A 17,674-nucleotide genomic window follows, 5' to 3' on the forward strand; every position below is an offset into this window, starting at 1 on the left:
GCCCGGGCTCACACATCGAGGAGAACCATTTGACGATCATCGCTGCCGCAGACGGGTCTGCGCTCGGCAACCCCGGACCGGCCGGCTGGGCGTGGTACATCGACGAGAACTGCTGGCACGCCGGGGGCTGGAAGAACGCGACGAACAACCGCGGTGAGCTCATGGCCGTCCTCGACCTCCTCGACTCCACCGCCGGCACGGGCGAGGACCTCAAGGTCTTCTGCGACTCGCAGTACGTCATCAACGCCCTGACGAAGTGGATGCCCGGCTGGAAGCGCAAGGGCTGGAAGAAGGCCGACGGCAAGGAGGTCCTCAACCGGGACCTCCTCGAACTCCTCGACTCGGCGCTGAGAGGCCGCGAGGTCGAATTCGAATGGGTCAAAGGCCACAGCAACCATGCGATGAACGAAGCCGCCGACGACCGCGCCCGGGCCGCCGCGACCGCGTACCAGAAGGGCACTGAGGTCCCCGCCGGGCCCGGATACGTCCCCGCGGCCATGCCGGAGAGCACAACTGAGGCAGGGACGCCCGAGAGTACCGCTCCCGCAGGGACGTCCGACGATGACGCAGACGACCGCCTCGGCGAGGAGTCGGCACAGACCCCGATGACCGTCGTGTCGACGCGCGTGCCGAGCACCGTCGCCGATCAGCTCGTCTCCCGGGCACGTGCCCGCGGAGTCCACCCACAGGAATACCTGGCCGAGATCATCGGCCGCAGTTTGGAGAGCGAATGATTCAGGCCTCCGGCCTCGAGGTCGCCGTCGGCGCCCGCACCCTCATGTCCGAGGTCTCCTTCCGCGTCGACAAGGGCGACCGCGTCGGCCTTGTGGGACGCAACGGCGCCGGGAAGACGACGCTGACGAAGGTGATCATGGGCGGCCACCCCGCCAACGCCGGTTCCGTCTCCGTCTCCGGCACCGTCGGCTACCTGCCGCAGGACCCCCGCAGCGGGGACCTCACGGCCACCGCGAAGGAGCGCATCCTCTCCGCCCGCGACCTCGACGTCCTCGTCAAACGGCTGCGCAAGGCGGAGCGGCAGATGGCGTCACCCGATGAGAACGTCGCGGCGAAGGCCATCGACCGCTACCCGCGCATCGAAGCCGAATTCGTCGCCGCCGGCGGCTATGCCGCCGAATCCGAGGCGTACGCGATCGCCGCGAACCTCGGCCTCGACGAGGACCTCGTCAACCAGGAGATCGGCACGCTCTCCGGCGGTCAGCGCCGCCGGGTCGAGCTCGCCCGGATCCTCTTCTCCGCCCCGGACACGATGATCCTCGACGAGCCGACGAACCATCTCGACGCCGAATCCGTGCTCTGGCTGCGCGACTACCTCAAGGCGTACTCGGGCGGACTCATCGTCATCAGCCACGACCTCGACCTCATCGACGAAGTCGTCAACAAGGTCTTCTTCCTCGATGCGATGCGCCAGACCATCGACATCTACGCGATGGGCTACCGCCTCTACCTCAAACAGCGCGAGGACGACGAGCGCCGCCGCCGCCGGGAGCGCGCGAACGCGGAGAAGAAGGCCGCTGCCCTGACCGCGCAGGCGAACAAGATGATGGCGAAGGCGACGAAGACCGTCGCCGCCCAGCAGATGGTCAAACGCGCCGAACGGATGCTCGCGGGCCTCGAGGACGAACGCGGCGCGGAGAAGGTCGCGAACCTCCGCTTCCCGGCCCCCGCCGACTGCGGTAGGGTGCCGCTGACGGCCTCCGGGCTCTCCCGCAGCTACGGCTCCACCGAGGTGTTCACCGGGGTCGACCTCGCGATCGACAAGGGCTCCCGCGTCGTCATCCTCGGCTTCAACGGCGCCGGCAAGACGACCCTGCTGCGCCTCCTCGCGGGTCTCGACGAGCCGGATTCCGGTGAGGTCGTGCCCGGTCACGGACTCAAGCTCGGCTACTATGCACAGGAGCACGAGACGCTGGACCTCGAGCTCAGCGTGCTCGAGAACATGCGGCGGAACTCCCCGCACCTCGACGACACCGCGGTGCGCAACGTGCTCGGCTCGTTCCTCTTCTCAGGCGACGACGTCCACAAACCCGCAGGCGTGCTCTCCGGCGGTGAGAAGACCCGTCTTGCCCTGGCGACCCTCGTCGTCTCGAGCGCCAACGTGCTCCTCCTCGACGAGCCGACGAACAACCTCGACCCGGCCTCGAGGGAGGAGATCCTCTCCGCGATCCGCCGCTACGAGGGTGCGATCATCCTCGTCACCCACGATGAGGGCGCCGTCGCGGCCCTCGACCCCGACCGGGTCCTGCTGCTGCCCGACGGCGACGAGGACCTGTGGAACGACAGCTACCTCGACCTCGTCAGCCTCACCTGAGGCCTCAGCTCGAGCGGAACCGCTCCTCGAGGACCTCGTCCTCGTCGGCTTCGTCGCGTCCGTGGGCGCTGGGGCTGGCCAGTCGGCCGCGACCGTAGCGCCTGCCGGGTTCGCTCAGCTTCGCCCCGGCGTCGAGCGCGGCCTTGTCGACGACGACGAATTCGGCCGCCGCCGCGTCGTGGCTGAGCGTCTCTGCCGCGGCCTTGCGCTCCCGCCTGGCCGAGATCGACACGGCGATGATGATCATGATCCCGAACGCGAACCACTGGAGCATGTACGACAGGTGGTTGCCGGGGTTGAGGTCCGGGGCCGGCAGGGGGGTCAGTCCCGGCACGGAGGCGACGTCGGCCTCCTCGGCGTAGACGTTGGCGAAGGCGTCGACCATGCCGGGGATCCGGGCGGGATCGATCGCCTTGATCATCCCCTTCGGATTGGTGTCCTTCGACCCGTCCTGGGCGATCTTGAGGCGCGCGATGATCGTCTGCTCACCGCTCGGCGGGTCCGGGACCGCATTGGCCTCGGGCACCCAGCCGCGCACGACGGCGATCGTCTCGCCTGTGTTGAGGGCGAAGGGCACGACGACGTAGAAGCCGACCTTGTCCTCGACCGTGCGGTTGCGGGCGAGCACGGTGTCGGCCGGGCGGAACTGTCCGGTCAGGCGCACCTGACGCCATTCCTCGTCGGCCGCCAGTCTCGCCGAGGTGTCGGGCAGGATCTGTGCGATCTCGACCGGGGTGGAGGAGTAGTTCGCGTTGATGGTGTCGATCTCGTGCTGGCGTTCGGCGCGGCGGTCCTTCTGCCACAGGGCGAGGAACACGCACGCGATGACGACGATGATCGTCATCGCGATGTACTTGAGCCAGCGGGCACTGAAGAGGAACGAATAGCGGGACATCAGCCGGCGCCCTCCGGGATCTCGTCGACGGACACGTCTGTGCGGTAGAAGCTGCGCAGGGTGAGGAAATCGCGCAGATGGTCGAGATGGTCGTCACAGGCCAGCCACACCTTGCGTCGCTCAGGCGTGTGCAGGCCGGGATTGTTCCACAGGATGGCCCGGGTGGCATCCGCTCGGCAGCCCTTCGCCGAGCAGCGCAGCGCGTCGGTCATCGACGTCCGCCACGGTGCGCTCTGCCGTCACCGGCCTTGGTGCGGCCCTCATGCACGTCTGCGCCCGAGGTGCTGTCGGCGTCGGCGACCTCGCCTTCGTCGACGACCTCGCCGGCGATGTCGGCGGTGAAGAGATGCTCACGGCCGTCGTCGGCCGAACTCGCAGGATGCCCCGCCTCGGCGCTGGTGCGGTTCTGCCCACCGGCGGGCGAGGTCTCCGGGTCGACGGTCTCGCTGCCGTCCACGGTCACGCTGCTGTCGACGGTCTCCCCGTTGATGACGGTGGCCCCGTCCTCGCTGATCGTCTCCCCGCGTCCCGGCGGCAGGGCGTCGAGCGGGGCGGAGTCGATGAGCGCGGAGCGGTCGTCACGGCTGCGCTCGCGTCCGGCGTTGGCGAAGATCACCGCAGGGTAGGGCAGGAGCACAGCGCCGGCGACGAATACCCACATCAGCACCTGCTGGGAGGAGATGAATGCGAAATAGGCGGCTACGAAGCAGAGGGTGCGGATCGTCATCGTGATGGAGTACTTGATGATCCGCGACTTCATGTCGTCGTCGAGGGCAGTGTCTGCGCTCGTGATCTGCTGCGGGTGCCTGGACATAACCTTCTTCACTCGGGTCTACCTACAAAATCATACGCTTCGTTTGTGTGAGCATGTCTCCGAGCACGCGGACACGGTAGGTTTGTGAGCGTATTGTCGAACAACAGGAGAGATCCGTGTCAGAACCACGTGTAGTCCTCGTCACCGGAGGCAACCGCGGGATCGGCCGCACCATCGCCGAGGAGTTCCTCGCCGGCGGTGACAAGGTGGCCGTGACCTCGCGCAACGGAGACGCCCCGGAGGGGGCGCTGGCCGTGGCCGCCGACGTCACCGATTCCGCTTCCCTCGATGCCGCCTTCGCCGAGGTGGAGGAGAAGCTCGGTCCCGTCGAGGTCGTCGTCGCCAACGCCGGAATCACCCGGGACAACCTGCTCATGCGCATGAGCGAAGACGACTTCACCTCCGTCGTCGACACGAACCTCACCGGTGCCTTCCGAACCGTCAAGCGGGCGATCACGAACATGATCCGGGCGAAGAAGGGACGCATCGTCCTCATCTCCTCCGTCTCGGGCCTCTACGGTGTGCCCGGACAGGGCAACTACTCCTCGTCGAAGGCCGGCCTCGTCGGTCTCGCCCGGTCGATCACCCGTGAGCTCGGCTCGCGCGGGATCACCGCGAACGTCGTCGCCCCCGGCTTCATCCGCACGGACATGACCGACGAACTCGACGAGAAGCAGCGCAAGGAGTACCTCTCCACGATCCCCGCCAAGCGCTTCGCCGAAGCCGATGAGGTCGCCCGAGTCGTGCGCTGGGTCGCCTCCGACGACGCCGCCTACATCTCCGGAGCCGTCATCCCCGTCGACGGCGGCCTGGGCATGGGACACTGAGACCGATCACGCAGGCCCCGGCCTGAGACCACGAACCTGAACTGAGAAAGGACCGCAATGGGAATTCTTGAGGGAAAGCGCATCCTCGTCACCGGTGTGCTCACGGAAGCCTCGATCGCCTTCGCCGCAGCGAAGATCGCGCAGGAGCAGGGAGCCGAGGTCATCCTCTCGAGCTTCGGCCGGCAGATGAAGATCACTCAGGTGATCGCCGAACGCCTGCCCGTCACCCCGCGGGTCATCGAACTCGACGCGACGAACGAAGAGGACCTCGCCGCCCTGCCCGAACGTCTCGAGGGCAACATCGACGGCATCGTCCATGCGATCGCCTTCGCCCCGAAGGACGCGCTCGGCGGTGTCTTCCTCGACACCCCGTGGGAGTCCGTGCAGGCCGCCATCCACGTCTCCGCGTACTCGCTCAAGGCGATCACCGTGGCCGCCCTGCCCGTGCTCAACCCGGGCGCCGGCGTCGTCGGCCTCACCTTCGATGCGACGATCTCGTGGCCGGTCTACGACTGGATGGGCGTGGCCAAGGCCGCCTTCGAGTCGACCGCCCGCTACCTCGCGAAGTACGTCGGCGACAAGGGCATCCGCGTCAACCTCGTCTCGGCGGGACCGCTGAAGACGACGGCTGCCACCTCGATCCCCGGCTTCGGCACGCTCGAGGACATGTGGGGCGAGCGCGCCCCGCTGGGCTGGGATCAGAAGGACACCGCCCCGGCAGGCAAGGCGATCGTCGCCCTCGTCTCCGACTGGTTCCCCGCCACGACCGGTGAGATGATCCACGTCGACGGCGGCTTCCACTCCACCGGAGCCTGAGGCCACCGCCATGCCAGTGCTCATCCTCGCCCGTCACGCGAAGGCGGAGCCGGAGGGCCGCAGCGACGTCGAACGCACCCTGAGTGCGACGGGGCTCGCCCAGGCCGTCGAAGCCGGCGCGGAGATCGCCGAGCGCTGGTCGCCCGAGGTGGCGATCGCCTCGGCGGCCCGGCGCACCGTCCAGACCGGTCAGGCCGTCGTCGAAGCCGTCAACCGGCACGCCGAGGCAGAGATCGAGCTCATCCTCGACCCCTCGCTCTACGGCGGGGGAGTCGAGGACTGGATGGATGCGATCCGATCGATCCCTGCCGGATCCCAATGCGCCTACATCGTCGGGCACCAGCCCACCGTCGCCGAGGTGATCGGTCACCTCAGCGCCGAGGCGGGGGTGCCCGAGGGGTTCCGTCCCTCATCGATCGCGGTCTTCGACATCCCGTCGTGGAACGTCGAACCCGGCAGCTTCCCCGTCCCTGAGATCCAGTCGTTCAGAGGGATCTGAGCCAAAGCTCTCTGAACTCAGAGATACCTGAGCACCGTGCGCAGGTCCCGCTCCGTCACCGCGACGTCGGCGGCGGCGACCAGCGCGGGCTTCGCACAGAAGGCGACCCCGAGCCCGGCCCGGGCGATCATGCCGATGTCATTGGCACCGTCACCGATCGCCACGGTCCGCTCGGGGTCGCAGTCGTATGCGGCCACGAGGGCCGAGAAGATCTCCGCCTTCGCCGCCGGATCGACCACGCGACCCTCGGTCCGTCCGGTGAGCCGACCGTCTGCGACCTCGAGGCCGTTGGCATGGACCTCGGTGATGCCGAGCTGTGCGGCACGGGGGGCGATGACCGGGGTGAACCCGCCGGAGACGAGGGCGACTGCGCCCCCTGCCTCCTGCACGGCGGCGACGAGCTCGGTCGCGCCCTCGGTGAGGGTGATGCGCTCACGGACCTCGTCGATGACGGTGACCGGCAGCCCGGCGAGGAGGGAGACCCGCTCGGCTAGGGAGGCCGCGAAGTCGAGCTCACCGGCCATGGCCCGCTCCGTGATGTCGGCGACCCGGTCGCCGACCCCGGCATGGTCGGCGATGAGGTCGATGACCTCCTCGTTGATGAACGTCGAATCGACGTCCATGACGAGCAGCTGGACGGGACCGGGAAGCGCGCGGAAGTCTCTCACCCCTTCATCGTAGCCACCGCCGTGACGTAGGCCGCGGCGGCAGGGTGGAGGCGAGACAGCAGATCGCCGAACGCGGGCGGGTCGACCGTGGCCGGGGCGAGCACGGTGCGCATCCGATCGTGGATGTCGAGTGCCGCATAGACGGCCCGGGAGTCCGCGTCGACGGGCAGGAGGGTGCTCAGCGGGTGGTCATCGGAGAGATCGGCCTGCCAGTCCCGCCACGGCGCGGTCCGCCACGCCTCGGGCACCTCGATGGTCTCGATGATCGACAGACCCTCCATGACGAGGAGACGCAGACGGCGCAGCGCCTCGGCGGGAGTGTCGACGGACACGGGGTGATAGACGGACTCCCGGCAGGCGATGACCTCGACGTTCTCCTCGGCGCCGAGCAGCATGATCCCCACCTGCTCAGGACCGCGGTGGAGGACGATGGGGGCCGGGTGACGGCCCACCCGGGCCCGGTCCTCCCGCTCAAGAGGCGGGATCGTGTGCGGCAGCGAGGGATGGTTGAGGGCGAGCCGGGCGTGGGTGATCCCGGAGGCCTTCGCGGCGGCCGCGAAGAGCAGGAGCCCGGTCGGAGTGTCGGTGCCGAGCACACCGTCTGCGACGATGAGAGGAACCTCACGGTCGGCGTCGAGGAAGGCCGTGCTCACGGCATCCGGGGCCAAGGTCCCGGCCAGGCGGTGGTTGAGTGCCAGAGCGAGCAGCAGCGAGTCGAGATGTGCGTCCATGTCGGACCAGAATAGACCCACCGCTGAGATAGAGTTGGGTGATATGAGCGATGTCCTGACTGTGGATAATGTGTCCGTGCGCCGGGGGACGAATTTCCTCCTCCGCGACTTCTCCCTCACCGTCTCCGAAGGTCAGCATTGGGTCGTCCTCGGACCCAACGGCGCCGGGAAGACGACGCTGCTCGAACTCGCAGCCGGACGCATGCATCCCACGACGGGCAAGGTCGGCATCCTCGAAGAGCGCCTCGGCCGGGTCGACGTCTTCGAACTGCGGCCGCGCATCGGCTACGCCTCGACCGCCCTGGCCGGTCGGATCCCGAACTCGGAGGCCGCCCTCGACACCGTGCTCACCGCCGCCTACGGCGTGACCGGTCGCTGGGTCGAGGAGTACGAGAAGACCGACATCGACCGCGCGAAGGACCTCCTCGGCGCGTTCGACATCATGCACCTGGCCGACCGCACCTTCGGCACCCTGTCCGAGGGCGAGCGCAAGCGGGTGCAGATCGCCCGGGCGCTCATGACCGATCCCGAGCTCCTCCTCCTCGACGAACCGGCCTCCGGTCTCGACTTCGGGGGACGCGAGGAGCTGCTGTCGGCGCTCACGGAGATCCTGTCCTCGAAGTGGGCCCCGGCGACGATCATGGTCACCCACCACGTTGAGGAGATCCCGGCCGGCATCACCCACGCCCTCCTCCTCGGCGGGGGTACGACCGTGGCCTCGGGACCGATCGAGGAGACGCTGACGGCGGAGAGCCTCTCGGAGACCTTCGGCCTCGACGTCAAGCTCAGCCGCGACGGACAGCGCTTCCACGCCCGCTCCCAGTCGTAGGCTTCGCCCGCAGCACATGGAGTCCATGGAACTCTGGCAGATCGCCCTCATCGTCCTGGCCGGCATCGGCGCCGGCGGGATCAACGCCGTCGTCGGCTCCGGCACGCTCATCACGTTCCCCGTGCTCGTCGCGTTCGGGGTGCCGCCGGTGGTGGCGACGATGAGCAACGCCGTGGGCCTCGTGCCCGGCAACATCGCTTCGTCCTTCGGGTACCGGGAGGAGCTCAAGGGCCAGTGGAAGCGGTTCGCCGGCTTCGTCCCGGCGTCGCTGGCCGGCTCCCTCCTCGGCGCGTATCTGCTCCTCCACCTGCCCGAGGACGCGTTCGAGACGATCGTGCCGATCCTCCTCGTCCTCGCCCTCATCATGGTCGTCGGCCAGCCCTACCTCTCCCGACATCTCAAGGCCCGGGCCCTGCGTCGGCGGGAGCAGGGCCATGACCTCGCCGAGGCGGCCGACCCAGGCGGGCTGTCGACGGGGAAGTACATCCTCGCCCTCGTCGTCATCTTCCTCACCGCGATCTACGGCGGGTACTTCGCGGCCGCGCAGGGGATCATCCTCGTCGCCCTCCTCGGGCTCATCCTCACCGATGACCTGCAGCGGCTCAACGGGCTCAAGAACGTCCTCGTCCTCGTCGTCAACACGGTCTCGGCGACGACGTACATCATCGTCGGCCACGACCGGATCAACTGGACGGCCGTCATCTGCGTGGCCGTCGGCTCGCTCATCGGCGGATACCTCGGTGCCCGGGTGGGGCGGAAGTTCTCGCCAGGCCTGCTGCGCACGGTCATCGTCGTCCTCGGGCTCGTCGCGATCGTGCGGATCCTCACCCTGTGAACGGTCACGCACTGTGAATGGCCACGCCCAGTGAACGGAGAAGCACTGTGAACACTCCCGCGAAGGCTCCGCTCACCCGTGAGCAGATCATCGCCCGGGCCGCCGAGCTCGGCATCGCAGGCGAGCGCCTGCACTTCTTCGACGAGGACACGCTGACGGCTCAGGCAACGTATCGGACCGCGGACGGGGGTCCCCGCGGGGACGCCGGGGGACTGGCCGATTACACGGACCTCACCGACGTCGCCCTGCGCAGTGTGCGCGAACCCGCCGAGGGGCTCTTCATCGCCGAGTCCTCGAAGATCATCCGCCGTGCCCATGCCGCTGGGATGACCGCGAGGTCGTTCCTCACCAGCCCGAAGTGGCTCTTCGACCTGGCCGACCTCATCGCGGCCGGCGACGCACCGATCCACATCGGCACGGATGCCGCCGTCGAATCCCTCACCGGCTTCCACCTCCACCGCGGGGCGCTTGCGGCGATGCACCGGCCGTCGCTGCCGCTCGTCACCGACCTCCTCGCAGAGGCCCGGCGGGTCGTCGTCATCGAGGACGTCGTCGACCACACGAACGTCGGCGCGATCTTCCGGTCCGCCGCGGCGTTCGGCGTCGACGCGGTCCTCGTCACCCCACGGTGCGCAGACCCGCTCTACCGCAGGGCGATCCGAGTGTCGATGGGCACGGTGTTCCAGGTGCCGTGGACGCGGATCGACCCGTGGCCCGGCGGTGTCGAGACCCTGCGGGAGCTCGGCTTCCACGTCGCGGCCCTCGCCCTCGACGAGGATTCCGTGTCGATCCAGGAGTTCGCGGCCGCAGCCCCGGAGCGCACCGCCGTCGTCTTCGGCACCGAAGGCGACGGACTGGCCCGGGGAACCATCGCAGCAAGCGATTCGACGGTGATGATCCCCATGAGCGGGGGAGTCGACTCCCTCAACGTCGCCGCCGCCTCGGCGGTCACGTGCTTCGCCCTGCAGGGGGCGTGAGCCTCAGGCTTGCCGCACCTGCGCGCGCAGCCAGTCGAGGTCCCGGGCGGTGACGACGACGGAGCGCCGACGCGCGATCCGGGCCCACGCCTCGGCGAGCTGATCCCCGGTGAGTTCGACGGCCAACTCCATCGGCGCACCCGGGGCATCCTCATCGGACGCCTCATCCTCCGCATCGAGATAGCCTGAGCTCTCGTCGGCCGTTCCGAGGTTCGCCGTGCCGAGCAGCGCCCGACGACCGACGAAGAAGCAGTGCGTGCGCAGCCGATCGACGTGCTGGATCTGCACCTCGGCGTCGAGGAGCATCCGCAGGCCGTCGACGGAGAGATACCCGCGGGCCGCAGCCGTCGGATCGATCGTCGTCACCACCGCCCACGTCCGCGGGGAGCCGGCGGCCGCCTCGGCGATGAACTGGGCGAAGCCCGCGACGATGTGCGGGCTGACGAGGATGACGTCGTCGTCGAGATCGGCGACTGCGCTGTCGAACCAGGCGGATGGACTGCTGACGATGCTGACCATGCCACCAGAGTACGCTCGGGCCGCGGATATGGGGAGGGGTAGAGTGGCCGCATGCTCAGCGCCCTGACATGGCGGCTGCGCAGGCACAGCCTGAGCCCGCGCAGGGATGCCGGTGCCGTCGACATCGCCGAACGGATGATCGCGACCCGGGCATGGCCCGACCGTGTCGGCGAACTCTCCACAACCGCCCGACAGACAGAGCCCGAAGCCGGCGGTGTCGCCGACGCACTCGTGTCCGGCGAACTCATCGCCGCCTATGCCTTCCGCGGCGGCGCGTACATCTTCACCCCTGCCACTGCCGACCTCATCCTCACAGTGCGGCAGATCACGCGGGTGTGGGAGTCGCCGCGGTTCCAACGGCAGGGAGCATTCGCGATGGAGTCGTGGGAGCCCTTCCGGCGGGAGTTGAGGCAGCTGCTGTCCGACGGTCCGAAGACCCGAGAGGAGATCGCCGCCCACCTGGCTGGGGTTCCCCGACTGCGGGGCCTGGAGACCGGAGCGCTCGGGAGCGGGTCCGACTGCCTGTACAAACCTCTTCACTGGTGGGGTGACATCTGCTTCGGACCGGCGAGAGAGGGCAGTGCGACGTTCCGGCTGCGCACCGACGAGGCGACAGACCCGCACGCAGACGTCGATGCCGTCGGCCGTGAATTGGTCCGGCGCTACCTGCGCTCGTACGCACCCGTGTCCGAGGAGAACCTTCGCTACTGGCTGAACGCGGGACTGAGCGTGCCGAAAAAACGGGTGACGACGTGGCTCGACCACCTCGACGCCGAGATCGCCACCGTCCGCATCGACGGCCAGGACCGACGCGTCCTCGCTTCCGACGTGGACGACCTCACCGGGTCGGCTCCCGACGACAGTGTGCGTCTGCTGCCGTGCTTCGATGCGTGGATCCTCGGACCGGGAACGGCCGATCCGCTCACCGTTCCCCCGGCGCAACGAGTCAAGCTCTCGAGCGGCGCCGACTTCCTCATCTCTGGTGGAGTCGTCAGCGGGGTGTGGCGGAAGCGGGGAAACCGGCTGACCGTCGAGGTGTTCCCGGACAGACCGGATGTGCCCCGTGAGGCGATCGAGGCCGAAGTCCGTCGACTGGAACGGGTGCTCGGGGAGGACCTCGACGCCGGCATCCGGTGACCGGCTGAGACCACGCGCGCTCACCGAGCCCGGCCCGGCTGAGCAGCCGAACCGGACCTCATGGATAGAGTTGTCTCGAACCGGTTCGCCGACCGACCCTGCGAACAGTCCGACCCGGCGAACAGACCGACCCCTCATGAGGAGATCAGTGGACCGCACAACGCTTGCCCAGGCCCTGGAGACCGGACGCATCACCGGGGAGGTCGCCACCCCGAGGGAGAACAACCTCGAGCACATCCGGCGCTTCCTCGCCGGGGAGAGGCAGTTCGACTTCGGCGTCTCACTCACTCGGGACTGGGACTTCGACTCCGTGTTCGCCCTCATGGTCGACCGCGCAGGACTCCGCCCTGACCCTGCGTTCACCCACGGCGTCGACACGATCTCCACCGAGAAATGCATCGACGCCCTCGACTCGCTGGCCGCCGTCATCGGCGACGTCGCCCGCGCCGGTGGGAGGATCCTCTTCGCCACCGGTCACCCGGCCGGTCTCCTGCCCGTGCACATGGCCATCGCCGAGGCGGCCGAGGCTGCCGGGGCCACCGTCGTCGGCCAGCAGGGCCCGGTTCCCGTCGATGCGATCGGCGGAGACTGCCGGGAGCTCGGCCGGGTGTGGATCTGGCACCTCCACGGCGGCACCCCGCACACCCATCTGGCCGAACCCATGACGGCCGTGCTCGACGACCTCGAACGCCGTGGGGAACCCCTGCCCGATCTCATCGTCGCCGATCACGGGTGGGCCGGGGCCGCCTCGGCGCGGGGACTGCGGACGGTCGGCTACGCCGACTGCAACGATCCGGCGCTCTTCGTCGCCGAGGCACAGGGAGCCGTCGAGGTCACCGTCCCCCTCGACGACGACGTCACGCCCTTCCTCTACGACCCGCTCGTCGAGTTCGTTCTCGAACGGGCAGGATTCGAGCCCGCCGACTGAGCTCAGTCGATCTCGTGGGCCAGGCCCTCGATCACCTCGGCGGCGGGCAGGGAGGCCAGGGTCGGTCCGGAGAGCAGGAGCTTCGACCCGCGGATGCCGGAGCCGATGATGAGCGCGTCCGCCTCGGCGACGCGGGAGTCGATGAGGATCCGATAGTTCGCCGGCAGGCCGATCGGACCGATCCCGCCGTACTCCATCCCCGATTCGCCGACGGCCCGATCCATGGTCAGGAACGAGGCCTTGCGGACGTCGAGGAGCTTCTTCACGCGCTTGTTGACATCGGCCCTGGTGTGGGCGAGGACGAGGCACGCGGCGATACGCTCCTCGCCGCTGCGGGAACCGGCGACGAGCACGCAGTTCGCCGAGGTCTCCGGCCCCAGTCCGGTCGCGGCGAGCAGGGCCGCGGTGTCGGCGATGACCGGGTCGATCGCGAAGACCTCGACGTCACCGGTGACGGTCGGCAGGGCCGCAGCGGTCGGTGCGGCCAAGAGCTCGGGCGCCGAGGCGGCAGGACGAAGGTCGAACTGTGCGCTCAGGCGGGCGACGGTGTTGTGAGCAGTCTCCATGGACAGCAGTCTAGGAGACGCGTGTGTCCGGGAGGCACCTGGCAGACTCCGGTTGCGTGACGTTGAATATGACGCATCGCACACCGGGGGCCCGGTGTCGAATCGCTTTGGCCGGCCGCGTCGGTTAGACTGGACTGTCGGTTCGCGTTCGGTTCCTACGGCGTGAAGCGTTTTCAGCAGACGAATTCGGGCACTGGCGGATGGGTGAGACCCATACCAGGCGCCTGAGCGGATTCAGCAAAGGTAAGAAAATGAAGAAGGACATCCACCCGGAGTACGCGCCGATCGTGTTCAACGACCTCGCGTCCGGCACCAAGTTCCTCACGCGCTCGACCGCGAAGAGCGACAAGACCATCGAATGGGAAGACGGCAACACCTACCCCGTCATCGACGTCGAGATCTCCAGCGCCTCGCACCCGTTCTACACGGGCAAGCAGCGCATCCTCGACTCCGCCGGTCGCGTCGAGAAGTTCAAGGACCGCTACAAGGGCTTCGGCAAGCGCTGATCGCCCGCGGTCCACACCGCACAGCGTCACAGAACCGCCCCGCACACCGCTTGGTGTGTGGGGCGGTTCTTTCTCTGTCTCCAGCAGGGACGGAGTCCTACGCTCGAATCCGGGCGTCCCCGCGGGGACGCCCGGACGCACGCACCCAGCAGGGACGCCAGGCTCAGCTGAGAGTGACGACCACCTCGGCGGAGGGAGTCGTCCGGGCGGCCGGGTGGAAGAGCGAGGACACGCCGGTGGCGTTCTCGAGGCTCGCAGCGATGCCGTGGGCGACGGTCTCCTTGGCCTTGACGACAGCGTCGGTGATCGTCAGTCCCGTGGCGATGCCGGCGGCGATCGAGGAGGCGAAGGAGCATCCGGCGCCGTTGACGAGCTTGTCGTTGACCTTGCGCGAACCCAGCGTCGTCACGGTCTCACCGTCGAAGAGGATGTCGATCGCGTCCTCGCCGGCCAGGCGCGCACCGCCCTTGACGACGACGTTCTTCGCCCCCTGACCGTGGATGATCTTCGCAGCTTCGATCATGCCCTCGACGGACTCGATCGGCTCGACGCCGGCGAGGACCGCTGCCTCTTCGAGGTTCGGGGTGATGACGGTGGCCAGCGGCACGAGGTTCTCGACGAAGAGGTCCTTGAGGTCGACCATCGACCCCGATCCCTTGCACACGAGGACCGGGTCGAAGACGTAGGGCAGCTCATTGGACTTGAGATCCTCGGCGAGGACGAGCGCGGATTCGACGGAGCCGAGCATGCCCGACTTGATCGCATCGAACTCGTGGATGGCAAGCGCCGAACCGAGCTGGCGGTTGACGACTTCGGGCTCGATGAAGTCGATGACGTGACCGAAGTCGTTGTCCGGGTCGAAGGTGACGATGCAGGTGACGACGGCGGTGCCGAACGCCCCGTACTCCTCGAACATCTTCAGGTCGGCTTCGAGTCCGGCACCGCCGGAGACATCGGAACCGGCGATCGTGAGCAGCTTGGCGGTCATGGTGGTCCTTTCTGGGAAAACTCTCGACGAGAAGTCTACGCGCCCGCGTATCCGCGCTGACGCCATGCTTCGTAGATCGCGATCGACGCGGAGTTCGCGAGGTTGAGCGAACGCCGACCCGGCAGCATCGGGATCCTCACCCGCAGGTCGACATGCTCGTCGTCGACGACCTCGGTCGGCAGTCCCGTCGACTCCTGCCCGAAGAGGAGGACGTCGCCATCGCGGTAGTCCACCTCGGCGAAGGAATCGGTCGTGTGCGTCGTGAACGCGATGACCCGACGATCCCCGAGGACCCGCCACAGGTGGTCGAGGTCCGGGTGGACGGTGACGTGGGCGAGATCGTGGTAGTCGAGTCCGGCTCGGCGAAGCTTCGCATCCGTCAGGTCGAAGCCGAGCGGTTCGACGAGGTGGAGGTGGGCGCCGGTGACGGCGGCCAGTCGGATCGCGTTGCCGGTGTTGCCGGGGATCTCAGGCGTGTGGAAGACGATGTCGATGCTCATATCCCGACCATCATCTCATCCGTGGGGGTCGCCTCCGTCGTCGCGCGTCAGTAGTGATCCTCGCCGAGGCGGTCGTCGGCATCGAGGCGCACGAGCAGGTATCCCTGCGGGGTGGACTCCGGGTAGCGGCCGTGCGTGTCGGGTTCGCGCTCCATGCGGGTGACGAGGGAGAAGCCGTGGGCGGTGAGGACGGTGAGGACGTCGTCGATGCTGCGGCGGTGGAAGTCGAGGTCGACCTCGTGGCCGGCGAGGTCGGAGAAGTGATCGACGGTGTCACCGAGCTGGAAGGCCAGCTGGAACAGGCCGCCGGGACGCAGCACGCGGGCCGCCTCGGCGATGACCCGGTCGAGGGTCTCGTCCGGGATGTGGATGAGCGAATACCACGCGAGGGCCCCGGAGAAGCTGTTCTCCGGGTAGGGCAGGCACGTCATCGACCCGGTGGTGAAGCCGAGGTCGGAGTAGAGGCGCGTGGCCTGGGCGATCATCTCGGGGGAGAGGTCGAGGCCTGTCGCATCGAGGCCGAGGCCGGTGAGGAAAGCGGTGATCCGGCCGGGACCGCACCCGAGGTCGATCGTCTCGGGGTGGCCGGTGGCGAGGACGAGCTCGGCGAAGGCGCCGAGGACGGCGCGGTCGTGGGGCTTCGCGGTGAGTTCGGCGGAGACCCAGTCGGCGTAGGTCTGTGCGATCGCATCGTAGGAGTCGCGGGTCGGGGTCTCGAAGTCGGTCGCGTTCATGGGACGAGCCTAGACGGTGCCGGGCGTAAACGAAACGTCCCCGCGGGGACGCTCGCTCGGATTGCGGACGCGTCCCCGCGGGGACGCATCGTGGGATCCGGACCGGGGGACCGCCTCGGCGGGATCGCTAGGATGGTGCCAGGACATCCGCCGAGGTGAAGGGACCGATCCGTCGCATGCGCACCGAACAGCAGGCACTCAAGGTCTCCCTCGCAGCGATCCTCCTCGTCTCCGTCCTCGGCATCGGATTCGGACTCGTCTCGGGATCGTTCGCGATCCTCTTCGACGGAGTCTTCTCCCTCATGGACGCGGTGATGTCGGTCGTCTCGCTCACCGTCGCGGGCCTCATCTCGCGGTCGGTGACCAACCGGCTCTCCCGGCGCACGCAGAACGCGTTCACGATGGGCTTCTGGCACTTCGAACCCATCGTCCTCCTCGTCAATTCGACGCTCATGATGGGGGTGGCCGCGTATGCGCTGGTCCAAGCCGTCTCGGCGCTGCTGAACGGGGGACGGGAGGTCGACTTCGGTCCGGCGGTCGTCTACGCCGCGGTCGTCGTGGTCATCACCGTGGTCATGGGCGTCCTCGAACACCGGGCGAACAAACGGATCCGCTCGGAGTTCGTCGCGATGGACGTCAAGGGCTGGATCATGGCCGGCGGCGTCACCGGCGCCCTGCTCATCGCGTTCGTCATCGGCATGCTCATCGACGGCACCGCGGCGGCCTGGTTCATGCCCTACGTCGACCCGGCCGTCCTCACCGTCGTCGCTCTCGTCCTCATCCCCGTGCCCTTCTCGACCCTGCGCAAAGCGCTGTCCGAGGTCTCGCTCGTCACCCCTCCCGGGCTGCGCACCTCCGCCGAGGCGGTCGCCGAGGAGGTGAGTGCGGCCGAAGGATTCGACGACTACCGGGTCTATGCCTCCGCACAGGGACGGTCGCGGACGGTCGAGATCGTGTTCTATGTGCCCAAGGGACTGCCGCCGCGGGCACTCGAGGACTGGGACCGCATCCGCGACACGGTCGAAGCGCGCCTGGGCGGGGATGACCCGCACGCGTGGATCACGGTGTCCTTCACAACGAAGGATGCGCCGGCCGTGTCGGCGTGAGGCGAAGCGTCCCCGCGGGGACGTCTTGCTCGCCATGCGCGTCCCCGCGGGGACGCTCGTTCGGACTGCGGCCACGTCCCCGCGGGGACGTTTCGCCCGGATTGCGCATGGGTCCCCGTGGGGACGTCCGCCCGGAACCCGGCGCCCCATCGCGGACCTCGCGTCGATCACATCGCGGCGCTCACTCCGCGTCGACCACCAGGACAAACGATTTCGAGAGAAGTCTTGAGTCGAATGTGATTCGAGCATTCATCCGTGCTGAGTGATTTCGTGTCAGTGCCGACCTCTACCGTGGATTCATGGTTCGAACGCCATGGGGGCGGATGAACCGCGACGGCCGATGCGGCCGAGGGGAAGGTGCCGACATGGACGAGACGACCACGACAACGGGGCGGGCCGCTGCAGACGAGGCGGTGGAGAAGCCGCCGGATCCGTATCAACCCGTGTCTTCCGTATCTCCCGTATCCGAG

General features: G+C 68.2%; 22 protein-coding genes. 12 read left to right on the forward strand and 10 right to left on the reverse strand.

Translation table 11 applies throughout. From position 1 onward, the window contains the following. Positions 1 to 29: 29 nt before the first annotated feature. Both AACX88_RS02750 and AACX88_RS02755 read left to right on the forward strand, forming a co-directional pair. Positions 30 to 734, forward strand: a complete 705-nt coding sequence (locus AACX88_RS02750; RefSeq protein ID WP_339391578.1) for a ribonuclease H family protein — start codon at positions 30 to 32, stop codon at positions 732 to 734. Further along, positions 731 to 2,329, forward strand: coding sequence for an ABC-F family ATP-binding cassette domain-containing protein (locus tag AACX88_RS02755; RefSeq protein ID WP_339391579.1), 1,599 nt, complete (start codon positions 731 to 733; stop codon positions 2,327 to 2,329). Before AACX88_RS02750 ends, AACX88_RS02755 begins: the two co-directional genes overlap by 4 nt. A gap of 4 nt (positions 2,330 to 2,333) precedes the next feature. Here the strand turns inward: AACX88_RS02755 and AACX88_RS02760 are convergent, their stop codons facing one another. Genes AACX88_RS02760 through AACX88_RS02770 form a run of 3 tightly spaced genes read right to left on the reverse strand, consistent with a single transcriptional unit; the run spans position 2,334 to position 4,038 of the window. Next, positions 2,334 to 3,224 carry an SURF1 family cytochrome oxidase biogenesis protein gene (locus AACX88_RS02760; protein WP_339391580.1) on the reverse strand — a complete coding sequence of 297 codons (891 nt, stop codon included), beginning with the start codon at positions 3,222 to 3,224 and terminating at the stop codon, positions 2,334 to 2,336. After that, positions 3,224 to 3,436 carry a hypothetical protein gene (locus AACX88_RS02765; RefSeq protein WP_339391581.1) on the reverse strand — a complete coding sequence of 71 codons (213 nt, stop codon included), beginning with the start codon at positions 3,434 to 3,436 and terminating at the stop codon, positions 3,224 to 3,226. The genes AACX88_RS02760 and AACX88_RS02765 overlap by 1 nt, the downstream gene beginning before the upstream one ends. After that, positions 3,433 to 4,038, reverse strand: coding sequence for a DUF3099 domain-containing protein (locus tag AACX88_RS02770; RefSeq protein ID WP_339391582.1), 606 nt, complete (start codon positions 4,036 to 4,038; stop codon positions 3,433 to 3,435). The genes AACX88_RS02765 and AACX88_RS02770 overlap by 4 nt, the downstream gene beginning before the upstream one ends. 116 nt (positions 4,039 to 4,154) lie before the next feature. Here AACX88_RS02770 and AACX88_RS02775 point away from each other — a divergent pair, with 116 nt between their 5' ends. From AACX88_RS02775 to AACX88_RS02785, 3 genes are read left to right on the forward strand one after another with little or no spacing between them, the layout of a single operon-like run. Beyond that, complete coding sequence (locus AACX88_RS02775) at positions 4,155 to 4,865, forward strand: beta-ketoacyl-ACP reductase (RefSeq protein ID WP_339391583.1); 711 nt, start codon at positions 4,155 to 4,157, stop codon at positions 4,863 to 4,865. Positions 4,866 to 4,922: 57 nt separating this feature from the next. After that, positions 4,923 to 5,681, forward strand: a complete 759-nt coding sequence (fabI, locus tag AACX88_RS02780) for an enoyl-ACP reductase FabI (protein ID WP_339391584.1) — start codon at positions 4,923 to 4,925, stop codon at positions 5,679 to 5,681. Between the two features lie 10 nt (positions 5,682 to 5,691). Next, on the forward strand, positions 5,692 to 6,180 hold the full coding sequence (locus AACX88_RS02785) for a SixA phosphatase family protein (protein WP_339391585.1): 489 nt from the start codon (positions 5,692 to 5,694) through the stop codon (positions 6,178 to 6,180). A gap of 17 nt (positions 6,181 to 6,197) precedes the next feature. Here AACX88_RS02785 and serB read toward each other — a convergent pair whose 3' ends face one another. After that, positions 6,198 to 6,848 carry a phosphoserine phosphatase SerB gene (serB, locus tag AACX88_RS02790; protein ID WP_339391586.1) on the reverse strand — a complete coding sequence of 217 codons (651 nt, stop codon included), beginning with the start codon at positions 6,846 to 6,848 and terminating at the stop codon, positions 6,198 to 6,200. Beyond that, entirely contained in the window at positions 6,845 to 7,579 is a 735-nt protein-coding gene (locus AACX88_RS02795) for a hypothetical protein (RefSeq protein WP_339391587.1), read from the reverse strand. The genes serB and AACX88_RS02795 overlap by 4 nt, the downstream gene beginning before the upstream one ends. 43 nt (positions 7,580 to 7,622) lie before the next feature. On the opposite strand from AACX88_RS02795, the gene AACX88_RS02800 reads away from it, so the two are divergent. From AACX88_RS02800 to AACX88_RS02810, 3 genes are read left to right on the forward strand one after another with little or no spacing between them, the layout of a single operon-like run. Next, positions 7,623 to 8,408, forward strand: coding sequence for an ABC transporter ATP-binding protein (locus AACX88_RS02800; protein ID WP_339391588.1), 786 nt, complete (start codon positions 7,623 to 7,625; stop codon positions 8,406 to 8,408). Positions 8,409 to 8,433: 25 nt separating this feature from the next. Beyond that, on the forward strand, positions 8,434 to 9,243 hold the full coding sequence (locus tag AACX88_RS02805; RefSeq protein ID WP_339391589.1) for a sulfite exporter TauE/SafE family protein: 810 nt from the start codon (positions 8,434 to 8,436) through the stop codon (positions 9,241 to 9,243). A 47-nt stretch (positions 9,244 to 9,290) separates the two neighbouring features. Then, positions 9,291 to 10,220, forward strand: coding sequence for a TrmH family RNA methyltransferase (locus AACX88_RS02810; RefSeq protein WP_339391590.1), 930 nt, complete (start codon positions 9,291 to 9,293; stop codon positions 10,218 to 10,220). 3 nt (positions 10,221 to 10,223) lie between these two features. Here the strand turns inward: AACX88_RS02810 and AACX88_RS02815 are convergent, their stop codons facing one another. Next, positions 10,224 to 10,739, reverse strand: coding sequence for a hypothetical protein (locus AACX88_RS02815; protein ID WP_339391591.1), 516 nt, complete (start codon positions 10,737 to 10,739; stop codon positions 10,224 to 10,226). A 51-nt stretch (positions 10,740 to 10,790) separates the two neighbouring features. On the opposite strand from AACX88_RS02815, the gene AACX88_RS02820 reads away from it, so the two are divergent. Together AACX88_RS02820 and AACX88_RS02825 are read left to right on the forward strand one after the other, a co-directional pair. Further along, the gene (locus tag AACX88_RS02820; RefSeq protein WP_339391592.1) at positions 10,791 to 11,876 is read left to right on the forward strand and encodes a DNA glycosylase AlkZ-like family protein; all 1,086 of its coding nucleotides are present in this window, start codon (positions 10,791 to 10,793) and stop codon (positions 11,874 to 11,876) included. 148 nt (positions 11,877 to 12,024) lie between these two features. Continuing rightward, positions 12,025 to 12,804 carry a phosphatase gene (locus AACX88_RS02825; protein WP_339391593.1) on the forward strand — a complete coding sequence of 260 codons (780 nt, stop codon included), beginning with the start codon at positions 12,025 to 12,027 and terminating at the stop codon, positions 12,802 to 12,804. 2 nt (positions 12,805 to 12,806) lie between these two features. Here AACX88_RS02825 and AACX88_RS02830 read toward each other — a convergent pair whose 3' ends face one another. Then, entirely contained in the window at positions 12,807 to 13,370 is a 564-nt protein-coding gene (locus AACX88_RS02830; RefSeq protein WP_339391594.1) for a YbaK/EbsC family protein, read from the reverse strand. 251 nt (positions 13,371 to 13,621) lie between these two features. Between AACX88_RS02830 and AACX88_RS02835 the strand changes: the two genes are divergently transcribed. Next, the gene (locus tag AACX88_RS02835; protein ID WP_009375892.1) at positions 13,622 to 13,876 is read left to right on the forward strand and encodes a type B 50S ribosomal protein L31; all 255 of its coding nucleotides are present in this window, start codon (positions 13,622 to 13,624) and stop codon (positions 13,874 to 13,876) included. 163 nt (positions 13,877 to 14,039) lie between these two features. On the opposite strand, the gene thiD is transcribed toward AACX88_RS02835, so the two are convergent. From thiD to AACX88_RS02850, 3 genes are read right to left on the reverse strand one after another with little or no spacing between them, the layout of a single operon-like run. Then, positions 14,040 to 14,864 (reverse strand): bifunctional hydroxymethylpyrimidine kinase/phosphomethylpyrimidine kinase, encoded by an 825-nt coding sequence (gene thiD / locus AACX88_RS02840; RefSeq protein ID WP_339391595.1) that lies wholly within the window; start codon positions 14,862 to 14,864, stop codon positions 14,040 to 14,042. A gap of 35 nt (positions 14,865 to 14,899) precedes the next feature. Then, positions 14,900 to 15,364 (reverse strand): tRNA (cytidine(34)-2'-O)-methyltransferase, encoded by a 465-nt coding sequence (locus AACX88_RS02845; RefSeq protein WP_339391596.1) that lies wholly within the window; start codon positions 15,362 to 15,364, stop codon positions 14,900 to 14,902. Between the two features lie 47 nt (positions 15,365 to 15,411). Then, positions 15,412 to 16,098: a class I SAM-dependent methyltransferase gene (locus AACX88_RS02850; protein ID WP_339391597.1), complete on the reverse strand. Its 687-nt coding sequence runs from the start codon at positions 16,096 to 16,098 to the stop codon at positions 15,412 to 15,414. A 176-nt stretch (positions 16,099 to 16,274) separates the two neighbouring features. Between AACX88_RS02850 and AACX88_RS02855 the strand changes: the two genes are divergently transcribed. After that, positions 16,275 to 17,204: a cation diffusion facilitator family transporter gene (locus tag AACX88_RS02855; RefSeq protein WP_339391598.1), complete on the forward strand. Its 930-nt coding sequence runs from the start codon at positions 16,275 to 16,277 to the stop codon at positions 17,202 to 17,204. Positions 17,205 to 17,674 lie beyond the last annotated feature (470 nt).

The organism is Brevibacterium metallidurans, from assembly GCF_037101285.1.
Taxonomy (GTDB): domain Bacteria; phylum Actinomycetota; class Actinomycetes; order Actinomycetales; family Brevibacteriaceae; genus Brevibacterium; species Brevibacterium metallidurans.